The sequence below is a fragment of the Acidiphilium cryptum JF-5 genome, from assembly GCF_000016725.1.
In the GTDB taxonomy this organism is placed as follows: domain Bacteria; phylum Pseudomonadota; class Alphaproteobacteria; order Acetobacterales; family Acetobacteraceae; genus Acidiphilium; species Acidiphilium multivorum.
In genome coordinates, this window is sequence record NC_009469.1 from 1 (window position 1) to 14,481 (window position 14,481).

Annotated in this window: 13 protein-coding genes and 1 pseudogene; 10 read left to right on the top strand and 4 right to left on the bottom strand. The window is 57.4% G+C overall.

Going from position 1 to position 14,481, the window contains the following annotated elements; all coding sequences use genetic code 11:
* Nucleotides 1-451: 451 nt before the first annotated feature.
* Nucleotides 452-877 (bottom strand): c-type cytochrome, encoded by a 426-nt coding sequence (locus ACRY_RS18640; RefSeq protein ID WP_043508963.1) that lies wholly within the window; start codon nucleotides 875-877, stop codon nucleotides 452-454.
* Nucleotides 878-1,380: 503 nt separating this feature from the next.
* The gene (locus ACRY_RS18645; protein WP_081432845.1) at nucleotides 1,381-2,748 is read right to left on the bottom strand and encodes a hypothetical protein; all 1,368 of its coding nucleotides are present in this window, start codon (nucleotides 2,746-2,748) and stop codon (nucleotides 1,381-1,383) included.
* Between the two features lie 119 nt (nucleotides 2,749-2,867).
* Between ACRY_RS18645 and ACRY_RS01705 the strand changes: the two genes are divergently transcribed.
* The 7 genes from ACRY_RS01705 to pdxT all read left to right on the top strand — a co-directional run bounded on the left by ACRY_RS01705 (nucleotide 2,868) and on the right by pdxT (nucleotide 9,040).
* Complete coding sequence (locus tag ACRY_RS01705; RefSeq protein ID WP_231295225.1) at nucleotides 2,868-3,359, top strand: transposase; 492 nt, start codon at nucleotides 2,868-2,870, stop codon at nucleotides 3,357-3,359.
* Between the two features lie 131 nt (nucleotides 3,360-3,490).
* On the top strand, nucleotides 3,491-4,162 hold the full coding sequence (gene ubiT / locus ACRY_RS01710; RefSeq protein WP_011930751.1) for a ubiquinone anaerobic biosynthesis accessory factor UbiT: 672 nt from the start codon (nucleotides 3,491-3,493) through the stop codon (nucleotides 4,160-4,162).
* Nucleotides 4,159-5,154 (top strand): ubiquinone anaerobic biosynthesis protein UbiU, encoded by a 996-nt coding sequence (gene ubiU, locus ACRY_RS01715; protein ID WP_011930752.1) that lies wholly within the window; start codon nucleotides 4,159-4,161, stop codon nucleotides 5,152-5,154. Before ubiT ends, ubiU begins: the two co-directional genes overlap by 4 nt.
* Nucleotides 5,151-6,050 (top strand): ubiquinone anaerobic biosynthesis protein UbiV, encoded by a 900-nt coding sequence (gene ubiV / locus ACRY_RS01720; RefSeq protein ID WP_011930753.1) that lies wholly within the window; start codon nucleotides 5,151-5,153, stop codon nucleotides 6,048-6,050. The genes ubiU and ubiV overlap by 4 nt, the downstream gene beginning before the upstream one ends.
* 111 nt (nucleotides 6,051-6,161) lie before the next feature.
* Nucleotides 6,162-7,280 (top strand): Rid family hydrolase, encoded by a 1,119-nt coding sequence (locus tag ACRY_RS01725; protein ID WP_231295226.1) that lies wholly within the window; start codon nucleotides 6,162-6,164, stop codon nucleotides 7,278-7,280.
* A 216-nt stretch (nucleotides 7,281-7,496) separates the two neighbouring features.
* Nucleotides 7,497-8,426, top strand: coding sequence for a pyridoxal 5'-phosphate synthase lyase subunit PdxS (pdxS, locus tag ACRY_RS01730; protein WP_011930755.1), 930 nt, complete (start codon nucleotides 7,497-7,499; stop codon nucleotides 8,424-8,426).
* A 26-nt stretch (nucleotides 8,427-8,452) separates the two neighbouring features.
* Nucleotides 8,453-9,040, top strand: coding sequence for a pyridoxal 5'-phosphate synthase glutaminase subunit PdxT (pdxT, locus tag ACRY_RS01735; protein WP_011930756.1), 588 nt, complete (start codon nucleotides 8,453-8,455; stop codon nucleotides 9,038-9,040).
* Nucleotides 9,041-9,207: 167 nt separating this feature from the next.
* On the opposite strand, the pseudogene ACRY_RS19485 reads toward pdxT, so the two are convergent.
* A pseudogene (locus ACRY_RS19485) lies at nucleotides 9,208-9,390 on the bottom strand (IS1380 family transposase); the annotation flags it as partial.
* Between the two features lie 260 nt (nucleotides 9,391-9,650).
* Here ACRY_RS19485 and ACRY_RS01740 point away from each other — a divergent pair.
* The 3 genes from ACRY_RS01740 (at nucleotide 9,651) to ACRY_RS01745 (ending at nucleotide 13,633) form a co-directional block, all read left to right on the top strand.
* On the top strand, nucleotides 9,651-11,534 hold the full coding sequence (locus ACRY_RS01740) for a ribonucleoside triphosphate reductase (RefSeq protein WP_011930757.1): 1,884 nt from the start codon (nucleotides 9,651-9,653) through the stop codon (nucleotides 11,532-11,534).
* Entirely contained in the window at nucleotides 11,521-12,228 is a 708-nt protein-coding gene (locus tag ACRY_RS18650; RefSeq protein WP_011930758.1) for an anaerobic ribonucleoside-triphosphate reductase activating protein, read from the top strand. The genes ACRY_RS01740 and ACRY_RS18650 overlap by 14 nt, the downstream gene beginning before the upstream one ends.
* 412 nt (nucleotides 12,229-12,640) lie before the next feature.
* Entirely contained in the window at nucleotides 12,641-13,633 is a 993-nt protein-coding gene (locus ACRY_RS01745; RefSeq protein ID WP_231295227.1) for an ISAs1 family transposase, read from the top strand.
* Here ACRY_RS01745 and ACRY_RS01750 read toward each other — a convergent pair.
* A complete protein-coding gene (locus tag ACRY_RS01750) occupies nucleotides 13,617-14,444 on the bottom strand; it encodes an IS5 family transposase (protein ID WP_011930760.1) in 828 nt (275 codons plus the stop codon). The genes ACRY_RS01745 and ACRY_RS01750 overlap by 17 nt on opposite strands.
* Nucleotides 14,445-14,481: the final 37 nt, after the last annotated feature.

Consider the following 14,481-nt stretch of genomic DNA (forward strand, 5'->3'; position numbering starts at 1 on the left):
TGGGCCGCACGAAATCGGCGCCGCCAACCATGAGAATCTTACCTAAACTGGGCGCTTCTGAATGATACAAACGCCCAGTTCTTTATCGGTAGAAGCGGTCGTTTCTTGCGCTCGGTCGAGTTAGGATGAGCGCGAGGATATCGGGATACAAGGGGAACTGCACGGGTTGTTGCCTTGCGGTCACTGCGACGATTTGTTCTGGGCGACGGCCAAGTGGGTCAAGAAGCGCTTAACCAGGGCTGTAGTAGAGTGTTCGACTAACGGTTAGGCCGATCTGCTTCGGCTGTCGCCAAGCGGCATGGACTCGCCGTCGAGGTACCGAGTGGTGTGACACGCGCGCGATCAATACCCATGATCGGGCGGCGGTACTCCAGGCATTTGGGATCACGCTATTCTTCCTGTCGAATTGGTCAGGCGTGTCCCACACGGTCAGTTGCCGCCCACACGTTAATTAATTTTGGTCCTTCAAGGTTGCCAGATAGGCGATCACATTCGCGCGCTTCTGTGCATTCGGCATGCCCATGTAAGGCATCTTGGTGCCCGGCACGGCGGCTTGCGGGTTGGTCAAGAATTTGTCCAGTGCGGCCGCGGTCCAAACGATGTGGGCGGATTTCAACGCGGGCGAGAACGGGAATCCGGCCACGCTCGCGGCTGGCTTTCCAAAGACGCCGTAAAGGCTCGGGCCGATGCCGTTTTGCCCGGCGACCACGCTGTGGCATGCGGCGCATTGTGCGCTGAAGATCGACTTGCCCTTGACCGCATTGCCATCGGGCATGCCGCCGGCCAGAGCAGGCGCCGGGAAGACCGGGAGTGCCGCTGTGGCAAAACCAGCCACGAAGACGGCGACGAATGAAACGAGGGCGATACGATTAACCATGGGAAAGCCTCCTGCAGAATGTGCCTCTAGAGTGGCACCAATCGATTCAGAACGCCACCCACATTCCAGCGAACAACGTTTCGTTGCCCCCCTCACCGCGCCCGGCGTCGTCGTAGTTGCGGGCAAGCCAATTGAATGTCGACTATATCGTATCTTCAATGATGAATTTCGCATTTGCCCAAGGGCAACCAAGCGGATCCGCCGTTGTTGAACGGGCAGTAGTCGTTCTTGGCGGTCCAATTGTTAGTATTGGATTTACCGATCGCGTTGGCGTCGATCAAAGATGCGGTGCAGAACACCGGATCGGCTGACGTCGTTGAAAGTCGGCGTCGGAACACTTCCCAGCGCCTCGAAATACCTGTGTCGTATAAGAACTTTCGCCGATTCAGAGCCCCGATGGACCTAACGCTTGAGGAATCCGCACCTAGATGCCGTAATGGGCCGAGTGCCTGGCGCTAGGCATATTTCGGCATCTAGGTCAGTAGGGGAGACACTCATTCCATCTAAAATGCCACCCACATTCCAGCGAACAACGTGTCATTGGCACCGGCACTACGACCGAAGCCGTCGTAGTTGTGGGCCAATCCATTAAACGTGGGATAAACCGTATCGGTCACAAATAATTTGGCGTTCAACCATGGCAGCCACTTGGGTCCGCCATTATTGAACGGGTAGTAGTCAAGCTCTGTTGTCCAGCTATTCGTGTCTGGCTTTCCATTTGCGCTTCCACCAATTGGTGATGGTGCGTACAGCAGCGGATCAGCGTTACCATAAACTGTGCGGAAAGATTCAATAACACCGTATTTTTGAAATAGAAGCTCAGAGACACTAAATGTTAGTATATCTAGAGTATCGGAAGGATTTGCAGTAATTCCGAGCGGATAGCTTGCCCTCCAATCCTGCGTCTCGTGAACAAAATTTGCTTGGATCGAAAGTGCCTGCTTCGCTGTGATGTACTGGAATTGGGAGTCAGCGGCGACGTCGAGGATTCGATCGGTAGGTCCGTTGAGCCTGCCCGATGGGTAGGGGCGGTCAAATAATGCGTATGACCCGACCTCGAACGAGTTGTTTGCCCAAGTGTGCTGGAACGCAAGCCTGACATATGGAATGACGCCATTAACGCGCGGCGCTGGACCAACCCCCAGTGCGTAGCTGAGGTGGTTAGGAAGCGACTTGTAAAGGTCGGCTTCAGTGTAAAGCATATCTGATGGCGTGATGTTCAAGGCGCCGTACGCACCAATGCCGTAGACTTCGCCGCCTAAGGCATCTATCTGATCATCAGCAACGGGTCCGGGTTGCACGTTTGAGTGGATATACGGGAAGCCCCAAGCAGGTATTGTGTTCCACAGGTCCGTGATGGTCGGGGCATTGTTGAACGTAAGGCCATAAAACAACGGCTTCCCGAACAGCGTAGCGGGATGTGCAAACCGGATATCCATACCATCCCAGTGAACACTCTTTGATACTCCAGAATAGGTTGCCTGAATGAATGCGCCTAGCCCAAGTTGTGCATCGAGAGCACCACCATAGAATAGGCTTGTTTGCTGCGGCACCACAACGTCGTTAGATTTGAAGCTCGGACGTAGTCCTCCCGGTATTTTGTCGTGCAACTGGGTAAAACCTATTTGAGCAGCGATGGCAACGTTTTTCCATGTCGGAAATGTTCCGCCGGCAATATATCCCTCAAGTTTGAAATCACGACCGTACGGAGTGAGTTGAGGAAAGCCGATATGACAGGCCGAGCAGGGTTCGCCAGTCTGCGCCGCAAAGGCGGGAATCGCGTAGGCAGCGCGAGGTACCGCAAGCCAGGATGCGGCAACCATGCCTGCGGCCGCAAGCCGCCAGGAATAGCGATGTGACCAAGTCTTCATTTACAGTCCCCCGTGATTTCAAACAGGCGGCCCTTCCTCACGTGTGCCAAGATGGTCGAGACGCTGGCAGGCCGCGCCATGCCAGCGACGGGGAAGGGCCGGAGCATCTCTGCCTGACCATGATAGAGGCGCGCGAGATCGACGGGAATGGCGAATGCGCGTCGCTTTTGTGGCGCCCGCTTACCACGATCGAGGCCAACGACGCTGCCGGTGCCGCCGAAATCGTACGGCTCTACCGGCTCTACCGGTTGAGGTGGAGAATCGAGGAAGTTTTCCGGTCTTTGAAAAGTGAAGCCCTCAGGCTCAAAGAAACCCGGCTGCAGGACGCCAGACACCTGTTCAAGCTGGCCCTGATCGGTCTTGCCGCAAACTCCCGCACCGTCCAGCTCGTCGATGCACGCAACGGCAGCGATAGACCGGCAACCGACATCATCGATCCCGGACTGCTCACAGCAGCGGATGCCATCGGCCCGCCGCTCGACGGCAAAACTCCAAGACAGAAAAACTTTCATCCACCCCGATCCCTCGCGTGGCTCGCCTGGATTGTCGCCCGCCTCGGTGGCTGGAACTCCTACTACAAGTCGCCAGGTCTCAAAACCATGCGCGCGTAACCTGGGTAGTTACAATATGTGAGAATGCGTCGACGCGCCTTGATCTAAATCAAGGCGCGTTCGTCTTCTGCATGTTGACAAGATGCGGTTGTCGCTGCGGTGCGGCATGGAAATCGCAGGAGTGATGGCTCATGGCGGAGACGGAATTCCCGGTTCTGCTCGCGACCAATGTGTTGGGATTGCTTCCCGCGCCGGCTCTGATGCGTGCTACGATTTTGCTGATGCGCCGGCTTGGCCGAACACATCCGCGGTTGTTCCGCGCCCTCGCAGCCCATAAGCCCTGCACGATCGGTATCGAGCCGACCGATCTGCGGCATCGATTCGTGCTCCGCTTCGGGGGAGGGCCAGCATCACTGGTGCCGACATCGACCTTGGAGCAGTCCTTGAATGCCTGCGTGAGGGGCCGGTTAGCGACATTGGTGGGGCTGCTCGAAGGCCGACTCGACAGCGATGCGCTGTTCTTTTCCAGAGAGGTTGTCATTACAGGAGACATTGAGGCGATCGTCAGCTTGCGCAACGCACTCGATCGCGAAACCGTCAATGTATTCAAAGCGGCAACCACACTGTTCGGACCGGGAGAACGTGCCGCCCGGCGGGTGGCACTCATGCTCGAGCGGCGGCTCACCGCTGCGCATCAGCGCCTAACCATGGGGCACGAAGCGCTGCATACGGCAAGACGAGAAGAACATCCCGTCACCGCGTATTGCGAACGGGTAGAGGCAGAGTTGCAGGCATTGAGAACGCGCATGGCCAAGATTGAAGCGCAAACGAGGCGTCGGAATCCCATCGGTGCGGTGACATGACACGCTATCTCGAACTGGTCTGTCCGGCGGGCACTCTTGCTGCCTTGCGCGTCGCGGTCGACGCTGGAGCCGACACCGTCTATTGCGGTTTCCAGGACTGCACAAATGCCCGCAACTATCCTGGCCTGAATTTTACCCGCGAAGATTTACACACGGGCATCAGCTACGCCCATGCCCGCGGTTGCCGCGTCTTCGTCGCTGTCAACACGTTTCCCCGAGCCGGCGACCTTGGACCATGGCAGCGCGCGATCGATGATGCTGCTTCATGCGGCGCAGATGCGGTTATTCTTGCCGATCTCGGCGTGCTCGATTATGCGTCGCGCCGCCATCCAAACTTACGACGGCACCTCTCGGTGCAGGCGGCCGCAGCGAGTCCGCTCGGGATCCGATTCTACCGGGACATCTTTGGGATCAGCCGTGTCGTGCTACCACGCGTGCTTTCGGTCGAAGAAGTCACGTCGTTGATCGGACAAACAGGCATCGAGGCCGAGGCGTTTGCCTTTGGCAGCCTTGGCACGATGGTGGAGGGCCGCTGCTTTCTCTCCTCTTATATGACCGGCCGGTCGCCGAGTAGCGACGGTGTCTGCGCTCCGGCCGAGTGTGCTTCCTACCATGAGGACGGGGATCGCTTGGTCTCCCGTCTCGGCGAAGTCATGATTAACCGATTCGCGCACAATGAGCCGGCAGCCTACCCGACCCCCTGCAAGGGTCGCTTCCTAGTACACGGCCGTCCGAGTTATCTGTTTGAGGAGCCGACCGGTCTCAACGTTATCCCGCTCCTCGCGGAACTCAAGGCGGCCGGGGTAACTGCCTTGAAGATCGAGGGCCGCCAGCGCAGTCGCACCTATGTGGCCACCGTCGTCACCGCTTTCCGCCACGTCCTCGACGCGCTTGCCGAGGGCGCGCCGACGGCACCGATTCCCGCCGTGCTGCGTGAGGTCGCCGAAGGAGGACGCGAGACATTCGGCGCCTATGCGAAAGGCTGGCGATGAGCTGTTTAACCTTGGGGCCGTTGCAGTTCCACTGGCCCGCGGCGCGTAGGCGGGATTTCTACGCTCGTATCGCCGACGAGGCGCCTGTCGAGTGCGTCTATCTCGGCGAGGTGGTTTGTAGCAAGCGTCTGCCTTGGTTCGAGAAAGACCTACCGAAGATCGCCGAGCGTCTGCGTCGAGCAGGAAAGCAGGTCGTGTTCTCGACACCGGCGTTGATCATCACCGATCATGAGGTCGCGATGATCCGCGCGCTCTGCGAGACAGGTGATCTGATCGAGATCAACGATCTCGCATGCCTGCAACTGCTAAATGGGCAGGCATTCGTCTCCGGTCCTCTGGTGAACGTTTTCAATGAAGGTGCACTCGATGTCCTTCTCCGTCTGGGTGCCATGCGGGTGAACGCGCCAATGGAGCTATCCATTGGCGCGATTGCCACGTTGGCGGCACGGAACCAATCGAGTGAGGTTGAAGTGTTCGTTTTCGGCCGCCAACCGCTGGCCATCTCACAACGCTGCTATCACGCGCGCGCACATGATCTGCATAAGGATAATTGCCAGTTCGTCTGTGGCCAGGATGCGGATGGTTTGGAGATCGCACAGCTTGACGGGCGTCCACTGCTGGCAATCAACGGCACGCAGACCCTTTCGCACGGCCATGTCGCTCTGCTCGAAGAACTCACCGATCTCCAGGCAGCAGGCGTCACCCATTTCCGTCTTTCGCCACACGCACTCGACATGGTCGAAATCTCCACACTTTACCGCGCCGTGCTCGACGGCATTTATGACGCGAAGGAGGGGCTCACGCGCCTGCGCGAACTCACCGCGCAGCTGCCGTTTGTCAATGGTTATCTGCATGGGCGCGCCGGGATGGACTGGCAGCCTAGCCGGGCAGGATAGAGGCAATAGCAGCAGCCTTCCGGACACCACATTTTTGGGATCTACCAAACCACGGGAAGCATTCTGAGTATGGACTGTAGTGGCAGAGTTATCAGTAAAAGCTTCGGGCGGATGACCGGCGGAAGCGAACATTACATTGTCATCGAACCACCCGCTGATCTCGACCTCACCGAGCAGCTCGCCTGTCTTGAGCAACGTTATGATGAAACACGGCAGGAGCTCGGTCTGCCGGCCGGCGGTTCCGTGTTCCGGCGATTGTTCGTCAGCGATGCGATGAACCAGGCACCTTTGCTGCGGCGCAGCCGTTTGGCAGAGGATGAAGATGGCTCTCCTGTGGCACTGTCTATCATCCAGCAGCCGCCTCTCTCAGGAACCAAGCTGTCCCTTCTTGCCTATCATGTCAGCGGAGCTCTCGATCTCTCCAAGCGCCGGCTTACGCCGCGGCATGTCGTGGTCGAAAAAAATGGTCTTGCCCATCTCTGGACAACAGGTCTTTGCCCGGGATCGGACGATAGGCTGGTTCCTGTGACACAACAGACACGGCGGATGTTCGACACTCTTATCGATGGGCTCGATGGTCTCGGGGGCACCCTACACAATAATTGCGTCCGCACCTGGATTTACGTCAAGGGCATCGACGTATTCTATAAGGATATGGTGACAAGCAGGAGTGAGATGTTTCTTGAACAGGGTCTGTCGGCAGAGACGCATTTCATTGCCAGCACCGGCATTGAGGGTGCGTGCGCACACAGATTCGATATAGTAACGATGGATGCCTACTCGATCCTCGGGCTTGCACCACAACAGGTGTCCTATCTCAATGATTTCGATCGTCTTTGCCCGACGAGGGACTACAACGTAACCTTCGAGCGTGGCACCCGCATTGCATATGCCGATCGCGCCCATCTCTTTATCTCGGGAACGGCCAGCATTGATCGCTCCGGGCAGGTAGTTCATCCCGGAAATGTGATGCGCCAATTCGACCACGCGCTCGACAATGTGGAGGCGCTTTTGCGCGCCGGCTCGGCGGGACTCAGTGAGCTGATGCACCTCATCGTCTATCTGCGTGATCCAACCGACCATCCACGTATCAAAACGGCATTGTCGGAGCGCTTGCCCGGCGTCCCGGCGATCATTGTACAGGGTCCGGTTTGCCGGCCGGAATGGCTGGTAGAGGTCGAGGGCATAGCCATCGCCGATAATGAAGATCTGACCCTTCCAAGTTTCTGATCTTCCGAGTCTTCGCAATGTTCGGCCGTGGAGTGTCGTCATAAGCGACCGCACAAGAAGCCGCATAGAAAGCCGTTGATATTAGGCTGAAGTCAAAGGAATGTATGAGCGGGCAGAAGCGGGATAATTTTCAACTCTACTGTCTATACGCGGAAATTCGCAGCCGCGAAGCGCGTGTCGGCTTGCTAGACGGACGCTTACACAGGAGGTCTATATATGAGCGATATGCCGACTAATCTTACCGAAACATCACCGTTACGACTTAAGACGGGACTAGCCGAAATGCTCATGGGTGGGGTCATCATGGATGTCACTACCGCAGAGCAGGCGAAGATCGCAGAGAATGCCGGTGCAGTGGCAGTGATGGCACTCGAGCGGGTCCCCGCACAGATACGAGCCGAGGGTGGCGTCGCTAGAATGGCTTCCCCGAAAAAAATCAAGGAGATCATGACTGCCGTTTCGATCCCCGTGATGGCAAAATGCCGGATCGGCCATTTCGCCGAAGCGCAGGTGCTTCAGGCTCTCGGCGTAGATTTCATCGATGAGTCGGAAGTTCTGAGCCCGGCTGATGAAATGCATCATATCAACAAGCACGCTTTCGTATCTCCTTTCGTCTGTGGGGCACGTAACCTGGGCGAGGCACTGCGGCGGATTGCCGAAGGAGCCGCAATGATAAGGACAAAAGGGGAGGCCGGTACCGGCGATGTGATGCACGCAGTCCGGCACGTCCGACAAATCACCAAGGATATTCACGCCTTAACGATTCTACGCGAGGATGAACTGTATGCCGCCGCAAAGGAATTGGCGGCTCCCTACGAGTTGGTAAGAATCGTCGCCAGTATCGGCCGACTGCCCGTGCCAAACTTCGCGGCCGGCGGCATTGCAACCCCTGCTGACGCGGCGCTCGTCCGTCATCTAGGGGCAGAAGCAGTTTTCGTAGGCTCTGGTATCTTCATGAGAGACTCACAGAATTTTGTCGATCCTAGCGAGGCACAATCACGCGCAGAAGCAATAGTCCAGGCAACAACGCATTACGACAACCCCCAGATCCTTGCCGAGATCAGCGAATCATGCCTCGGAGCCATACACGGCCTTGCTGCGGCTAGTTTGAAAGAAGAAGTGTTGCTCCAGACTCGAGGCTGGTAGGTGCTGCCGATAAGGGATTGACAGACTTGCCGCTGAAAATCGGTGTTGTGGCTTTGCAGGGCGATTACGCGGCACATGCGGAGGCTTTGCGCAGTAGTGATACCGAGATTGTGTTGGTCCGCGCGACAAAAGAATTGGCTGATCTTAACGGCTTGGTGATTCCGGGCGGCGAATCGACGGCGCTCCTCAAGCTGCTCACACGCGAAAATATGTTCGAAGCCGTGCGTGAGTTTTCTATAGCCAAGCCAGTGTTCGGTACCTGTGCCGGCTGCATTATCCTCGCCAAAAAGGTTCTGCCGTCGCAGCAGCAAAGCCTTGCGGTTTTGGACATAGTCGTGCAGCGCAACGCTTATGGACGACAGAACGAATCCCGTGTTGCTATGGGAAATTGCGCCCTCTCCGGTGGGGGGCTCGAAATGGTCTTCATCCGCGCGCCGTGTATCGTGAGGGCAGGCTCCCGCGTGGAAATTCTGGCACGATATGGAGGTTTTCCTACCTTGGTTCGTCAGGGCAACATACTCGCAGCCACCTTCCACCCTGAATTGTCTACGGACCGACGGATCCACCGCTTTTTTTGCGCCATGATCCGCAGCGGAGAGCCTTGTCTAACCTGAAAATTCTTGAAGCGGTATTCGGCTTTGGACGTCATGCGGGCCTTACGACAGGACATTGGGCAGGCGCGGAGCAGCGCAGGCGTGTGGGTCCGGGGCTGGCGGGCTTGGTGATGGCGAGACGCCGGGATTGGAGGGATGCGGGCTCGGCGGGGCACATGCCCCTGGGCTTATGTGATCAGCCCGGGCAGCCTGGCGAGAGCATAAGCGAGGATCGCCTGATTGGGCGAACTGCGTGACAGATGCAAGCGGATCGACTTACTGAGGGTCTCGATGTGGACGGCGAGCTTGATAAGTCGCAGGCGATTTGTGTCGAACTAGCAACAGCGCCAGAGTGACCGGCGCGGCATCAGGACGCCGAATGCCACCTTCACCACCCTGGCAAAGCCCACACCACTGCAAGCCGCCGCCTTCGACCTGTTCGGGATCGAACTCATGCGTGTCCAGTAAACGTCAATACCAGGTCAGAAACTTCATCGATAAATACATGGATTTTTGTACCAATCAGAAAACCCACGGCTTACTCGGCGCGCATTCCTCTGATGAAAATACTATATATTGCGTTTGTTATCGATTCATGCCACTAGATATTGACCGTAACGGAGGATTTCTGATGTGCGATACAGCGGTTGTAGGGCGCGGATTTGCCCAGCGGGTAACCGAGGGTTTTGCTTCGCAAAACCTCGTCGATCCCATTGCCACACTTGAGGAATACCTCAATCGTGAAGACTGGCGGGTTAAGGCCAATGCCAACCAGAGCTACTCGCTTGGCGGATTGATTCTTCACGGCGCGGCAAAGCTCGTTGCCAATTACTGGCTCGATCATATTTATCCACCTGAGGTCGGCCGCGCCCATCGGGAGGCTGACCTCCATATCCACGATCTGGACATGCTTGCTGGCTATTGCGCCGGCTGGTCCCTACGCACATTGCTCGTGGAAGGCTTCAACGGCGTCGCGGATCGTGTCGAGGCGTCGCCGCCGAGACACCTTTCAAGCGCGGTCGGCCAAATGGTGAATTTCCTGGGCACAATGCAGAATGAGTGGGCCGGAGCACAGGCATTCAGTTCTTTTGACACCTATCTCGCGCCGTTCGTGCGCAAGGATGGTCTTTCCTATGCCGAGGTTCGGCAGAATATCCAGGAATTCATCTACAACCTCAACGTTCCATCCCGCTGGGGAAGCCAGACGCCATTCACCAATATTACGTTTGACTGGGTATGTCCCAAGGATCTCCGTGATCAGATACCCCTGATTGGGGGCAATGAAATGCCCTTCCGCTACGGCGATCTGCAGGCGGAAATGGACATGATAAACCACGCCTATATCGAGGTGATGAGTGCCGGTGATGCCAACGGCCGCGTCTTCACCTTCCCAATCCCGACCTATAATATCACGCCAGATTTTGATTGGGATTCGGAGAACGCCGAACGTCTTTTCGCAATGACCGCGAAATATGGATTGCCCTATTTTCAGAATTTTCTGAACTCCGATCTCGAGCCCCATATGGTGCGCTCGATGTGCTGCCGACTGCAGCTCGACCTGCGCGAATTGCTCAAGCGCGGTAACGGCCTGTTCGGATCAGCCGAACAGACCGGATCGATCGGGGTCGTGACGATCAACTGTGCACGGCTCGGCTTTCAACACAGGGGTAATCGTTCAAGTCTCTTTGAGAGGCTCGATGCGTTGCTTGCGCATGCATGCGACAGCCTGGAGATCAAGCGGCAAGTGATCGGGCAATATCTCGATGCCGGTCTGTTTCCCTATTCTAAACGCTATCTCGGAACCCTGCGCAATCATTTTTCGACGATCGGCGTCAATGGAATCAACGAAATGATCCGCAATTTTACGGCGGATACAGACGACATAACGACGCCGGCGGGACATCGGATGGCCTGTGACCTGCTTGACCATATTCGGGCCAAGATCATCGGCTTCCAGGAACAGACCGGCCATCTCTACAATCTTGAAGCAACGCCAGCTGAAGGAACCACCTATCGCTTTGCGAAAGAAGACCTGCGCCGATATCCGGAAATTCTTCAGGCAGGTACGCCGGACAAGCCCTATTACACAAATTCATCACAGTTGCCTGTCGGGTTTACCGAAGATCCTTTCGAGGCGCTTACCCGTCAGGATGAACTGCAGGGTAAATATACCGGCGGCACGGTTCTGCATCTCTATCTCGGCGAACAGATCTCTTCCTCTGCGGCCTGCCGAGACCTGGTGCGGCGGGCACTGACGCGCTTCCGGCTACCCTACCTCACCGTAACCCCGACCTTTTCTGTTTGTCCGGTGCACGGCTATCTTCCAGGCGCACATCATCACTGTCCGCGCTGCGCCGCTGAAGAGCCAGCCACAATCCCACGCGTGTGTGAGGTCTGGACGCGTGTGATGGGTTATCATCGTCCGGTATCCTCGTTTAATATCGGCAAACAGAGCGAATTCATCGAACGGCGGTTTTTCGTCGAACCCAGAGCCATGTGCCATGCCACAGCCTGATGAGCCGCTGGTCAGTGGCTGGGCGCCGTTCACCACCCTTGATTTTCCCGGACGCCTTGCTGCGACGTTCTTTCTCCGTGGCTGCCCACTCCGTTGCCGCTATTGCCACAATGTGGATTTGCAGGCACGCCGAGGGACTTCTCCCTTACGATGGCTGGAAGCGCTGACTTGGCTTGATCAGCGACGTGGTCTGCTTGATAGTGTTGTCTTTAGTGGCGGCGAACCAACAATGGATCGGTGCCTGGAACAGATGATACGTGACGTTCGCTCATTGGGGTTTGAGGTCGCTCTGCATACGGCCGGCGTTTCGCCGAAACGTCTTGAGCGGGTACTGCCTATGCTCCAGTGGGTTGGTTTGGACATCAAGGCTCCGTTCGGCGACTATGCTCGGATCACTGGCTCCGAGGCGAGCGGTGCCCGAGCGCGAGTCGCCCTTGCGATGCTCCGTGAAAGTGGCGTGCCGTACGAAGTGCGGACCACCGTGCACCCAGCATTGCTGGATGCACAAGTGCTTCAGACTCTGGCGCTCGATCTCCGAGCGAGTGGCATCGGACGGTGGGTGCTTCAGCCGTTTTGTGGCCGTGGCTGCGTGGAGCCAGCGCTAAGCGCAGAAAACATCAGCATTGAGACATCTCTTGTTACACACTTGCGACGGATTATTCCAGAAATCGTCGTTCGTTCGAATGGTTGTTGATCGAGGACCATTTTCTGGATGGGTAATCTTACACAGTTCGTGCTTTCGCTGAACAAGAGAGGCACGAGAAATGGTCCGCATCTGTCCCAGCCGCTGTTCCAGGCGTCGCTCCGTCAGCTGGGCTGTTCAACGCTTTGGGATATTGATGAGAGCAAGGATGTGGTTGAGGCCAGCAAGCGCGGTGCGGTAGCCGTCTTGGCTAAGCCCCCTAACGGTCGTCCTGGGGCCGTGGGCAGGGGCTACGCATGAAAATTTGGGGCATAATTGACGGCACGGAATCGAGTGTGATTCGGGGAGTCTCCTTGAGATTGGGAGACGTGCATGTCGGTGAGGCGGCTTGTGGAGGAATTTTCGGCCCTGACAGACCCCCCACTGAGGCGGCAAGGTCGAGCACCGGCTGATTGATATTCTGGTGATTGCGGTGTGCGCGGTGATCTCCGGGGCGGAAAGCTGGGAGGATATGGCGCTATATGGCCGCAGCAAGCAGGATTGGCTGGGCACGTTTCTGGCGCTGCCGAACGGCATTCCATCCCACGACACCTTCCGACGTGTGTTCATGCTGATCGATACCGGGCGTTTCGAGGCCTGTTTCGAAGCGTGGGCGCGCTCATTCGGGACGACTTTGGACCGGGAAGTGGTGGCGATTGACGGGAAAGCGAGCCGCGGTTCGTTTGATCGCAGCCGGGACCAGGCGGCGTTTCACGTTGTGAGTGCATGGGCAAGTGATCGGGGACTGGTGCTCGGCCAGCGTCAGGTCGGCGACAAATCGAACGAGATCACCGCGATCCCGGAATTGCTGGATGTGCTGGACATCAAGGGCGCCATTGTCACGCTGGACGCGATGGGGTGCCAGCGAGCCATCGCTGCCAATATCCTTGAGGGGGGCGCCGATTATTTCGTCACTCTGAAAGCCAACCAGGGGAAAAAACACAGCGCCGTGGCGGAGCTTTGCGCAACCACCTGCTTCAGCCGCTCACCCACTCATCGGCCGGTCCACGACGAATTCGATGATGGTCATGGCCGTCTTGTTCGGTGCCGGGTATTCGTCTGTCCGGACGCCGTAGCGCTGGAACCGCTGCGCGACTGGCCGGGGTTGAAGAGCGTTCTGGCCGTGGAAACCATCTGCGGTGTCAACGGATCCGGCAAGATCGAAGCCGAAATCCGCTACTTCCTGTCCAGCAGCGACGATCAACCCGAAATCCTGGCAAGAGCGATCCGTCAACATTGGCAGATCGAGAACAGCCTACACTGGGTACTCGACGTCACCTTCAACGAAGATCACTGCCGGATCCGGGATCGCAACGCCGTCCAGAACTTCTCCCTGCTTCGCAAGATCGCAATCAACCTCGTACGCCGCCATCAGAGCCCGAATCTGAATGGTAGTGCGTCTATCGGTTGCGTGTGATTTTCCTTGTGAGCAGGCGGATATGGGCAAGGAAGAGCCATGCGGTGGCGCTGGTAACGGTGGCCTCGAAATCCTTTGCAAGACGTCGGCATCTGCCGAGCCAGGCGAAGGTTCTCTCCACGACCCAGCGTCGCGGCAGGAGTTCGAACCCGCTGGCGGTGTCGGAGCGCTTGACGATCTGTATGGTCCATTTGCCGATTTTTGCGAGGCGTCCATTGAGTTTGGGACCGGCATAGCCGCCGTCGGCGAACACGTGCCGCAACCAAGGATACAGGGATTTGACGGATTTGAGCACGTCGGGCGCCCCATCCCGATCCTGAATACCGGCATGATGAACGACGGCGCCGACGAGGTGGCCAACTGTATCGGTGACGATGTGGCGCTTGCGGCCCTTGATCTTCTTTCCGGCATCGAACCCGCGCGGCCCGCCGGCTTCGGTGGTCTTGACCGACTGGCTGTCGATCACGCCGGCTGTGGGTGACGCCTCTCGTCCGGCTATTTCCCGCGCCTGCATGACCAGGACGTGATTGATGCGATCAAATGTGCCGTCGCGACAGAAGCGGTAAAAATACCCCTGCACAGTGGTGAACGGCGCGAATTCCTTCGGGATCTGCCGCCACTGGCAACCGGTCGACAGCATGTAGAAGATGGCCTCCACAATCCTTCGCAGCACCACCGTCCGGGGCCGGCCTCGATGCAGCGGCAAGGGCATGAATGGTTCGATCAAGGCCCATTCGGCGTCGGTGAGGTCGCTTGCGTAGCGCAATCCGGCCCGGCAATATCGTTGCCGGGCGATTTCAGTCCAGGCCATCATGTCTCCGTTCGTCTTCGCAAACGAACTGAATCAC

Bases quoted from the DNA above. Each gene is read 5' to 3' on its own strand.
- ACRY_RS18640 (WP_043508963.1), bottom strand. From the start codon at position 877: ATGGTTAATCGTATCGCCCTCGTTTCATTCGTCGCCGTCTTCGTGGCT.
- ACRY_RS18645 (WP_081432845.1), bottom strand. From the start codon at position 2,748: ATGAAGACTTGGTCACATCGCTATTCCTGGCGGCTTGCGGCCGCAGGC.
- ACRY_RS01705 (WP_231295225.1), top strand. From the start codon at position 2,868: ATGATAGAGGCGCGCGAGATCGACGGGAATGGCGAATGCGCGTCGCTT.
- ubiT (WP_011930751.1), top strand. From the start codon at position 3,491: ATGGCGGAGACGGAATTCCCGGTTCTGCTCGCGACCAATGTGTTGGGA.
- ubiU (WP_011930752.1), top strand. From the start codon at position 4,159: ATGACACGCTATCTCGAACTGGTCTGTCCGGCGGGCACTCTTGCTGCC.
- ubiV (WP_011930753.1), top strand. From the start codon at position 5,151: ATGAGCTGTTTAACCTTGGGGCCGTTGCAGTTCCACTGGCCCGCGGCG.
- ACRY_RS01725 (WP_231295226.1), top strand. From the start codon at position 6,162: ATGACCGGCGGAAGCGAACATTACATTGTCATCGAACCACCCGCTGAT.
- pdxS (WP_011930755.1), top strand. From the start codon at position 7,497: ATGAGCGATATGCCGACTAATCTTACCGAAACATCACCGTTACGACTT.
- ACRY_RS01740 (WP_011930757.1), top strand. From the start codon at position 9,651: ATGTGCGATACAGCGGTTGTAGGGCGCGGATTTGCCCAGCGGGTAACC.
- ACRY_RS18650 (WP_011930758.1), top strand. From the start codon at position 11,521: ATGCCACAGCCTGATGAGCCGCTGGTCAGTGGCTGGGCGCCGTTCACC.
- ACRY_RS01750 (WP_011930760.1), bottom strand. From the start codon at position 14,444: ATGGCCTGGACTGAAATCGCCCGGCAACGATATTGCCGGGCCGGATTG.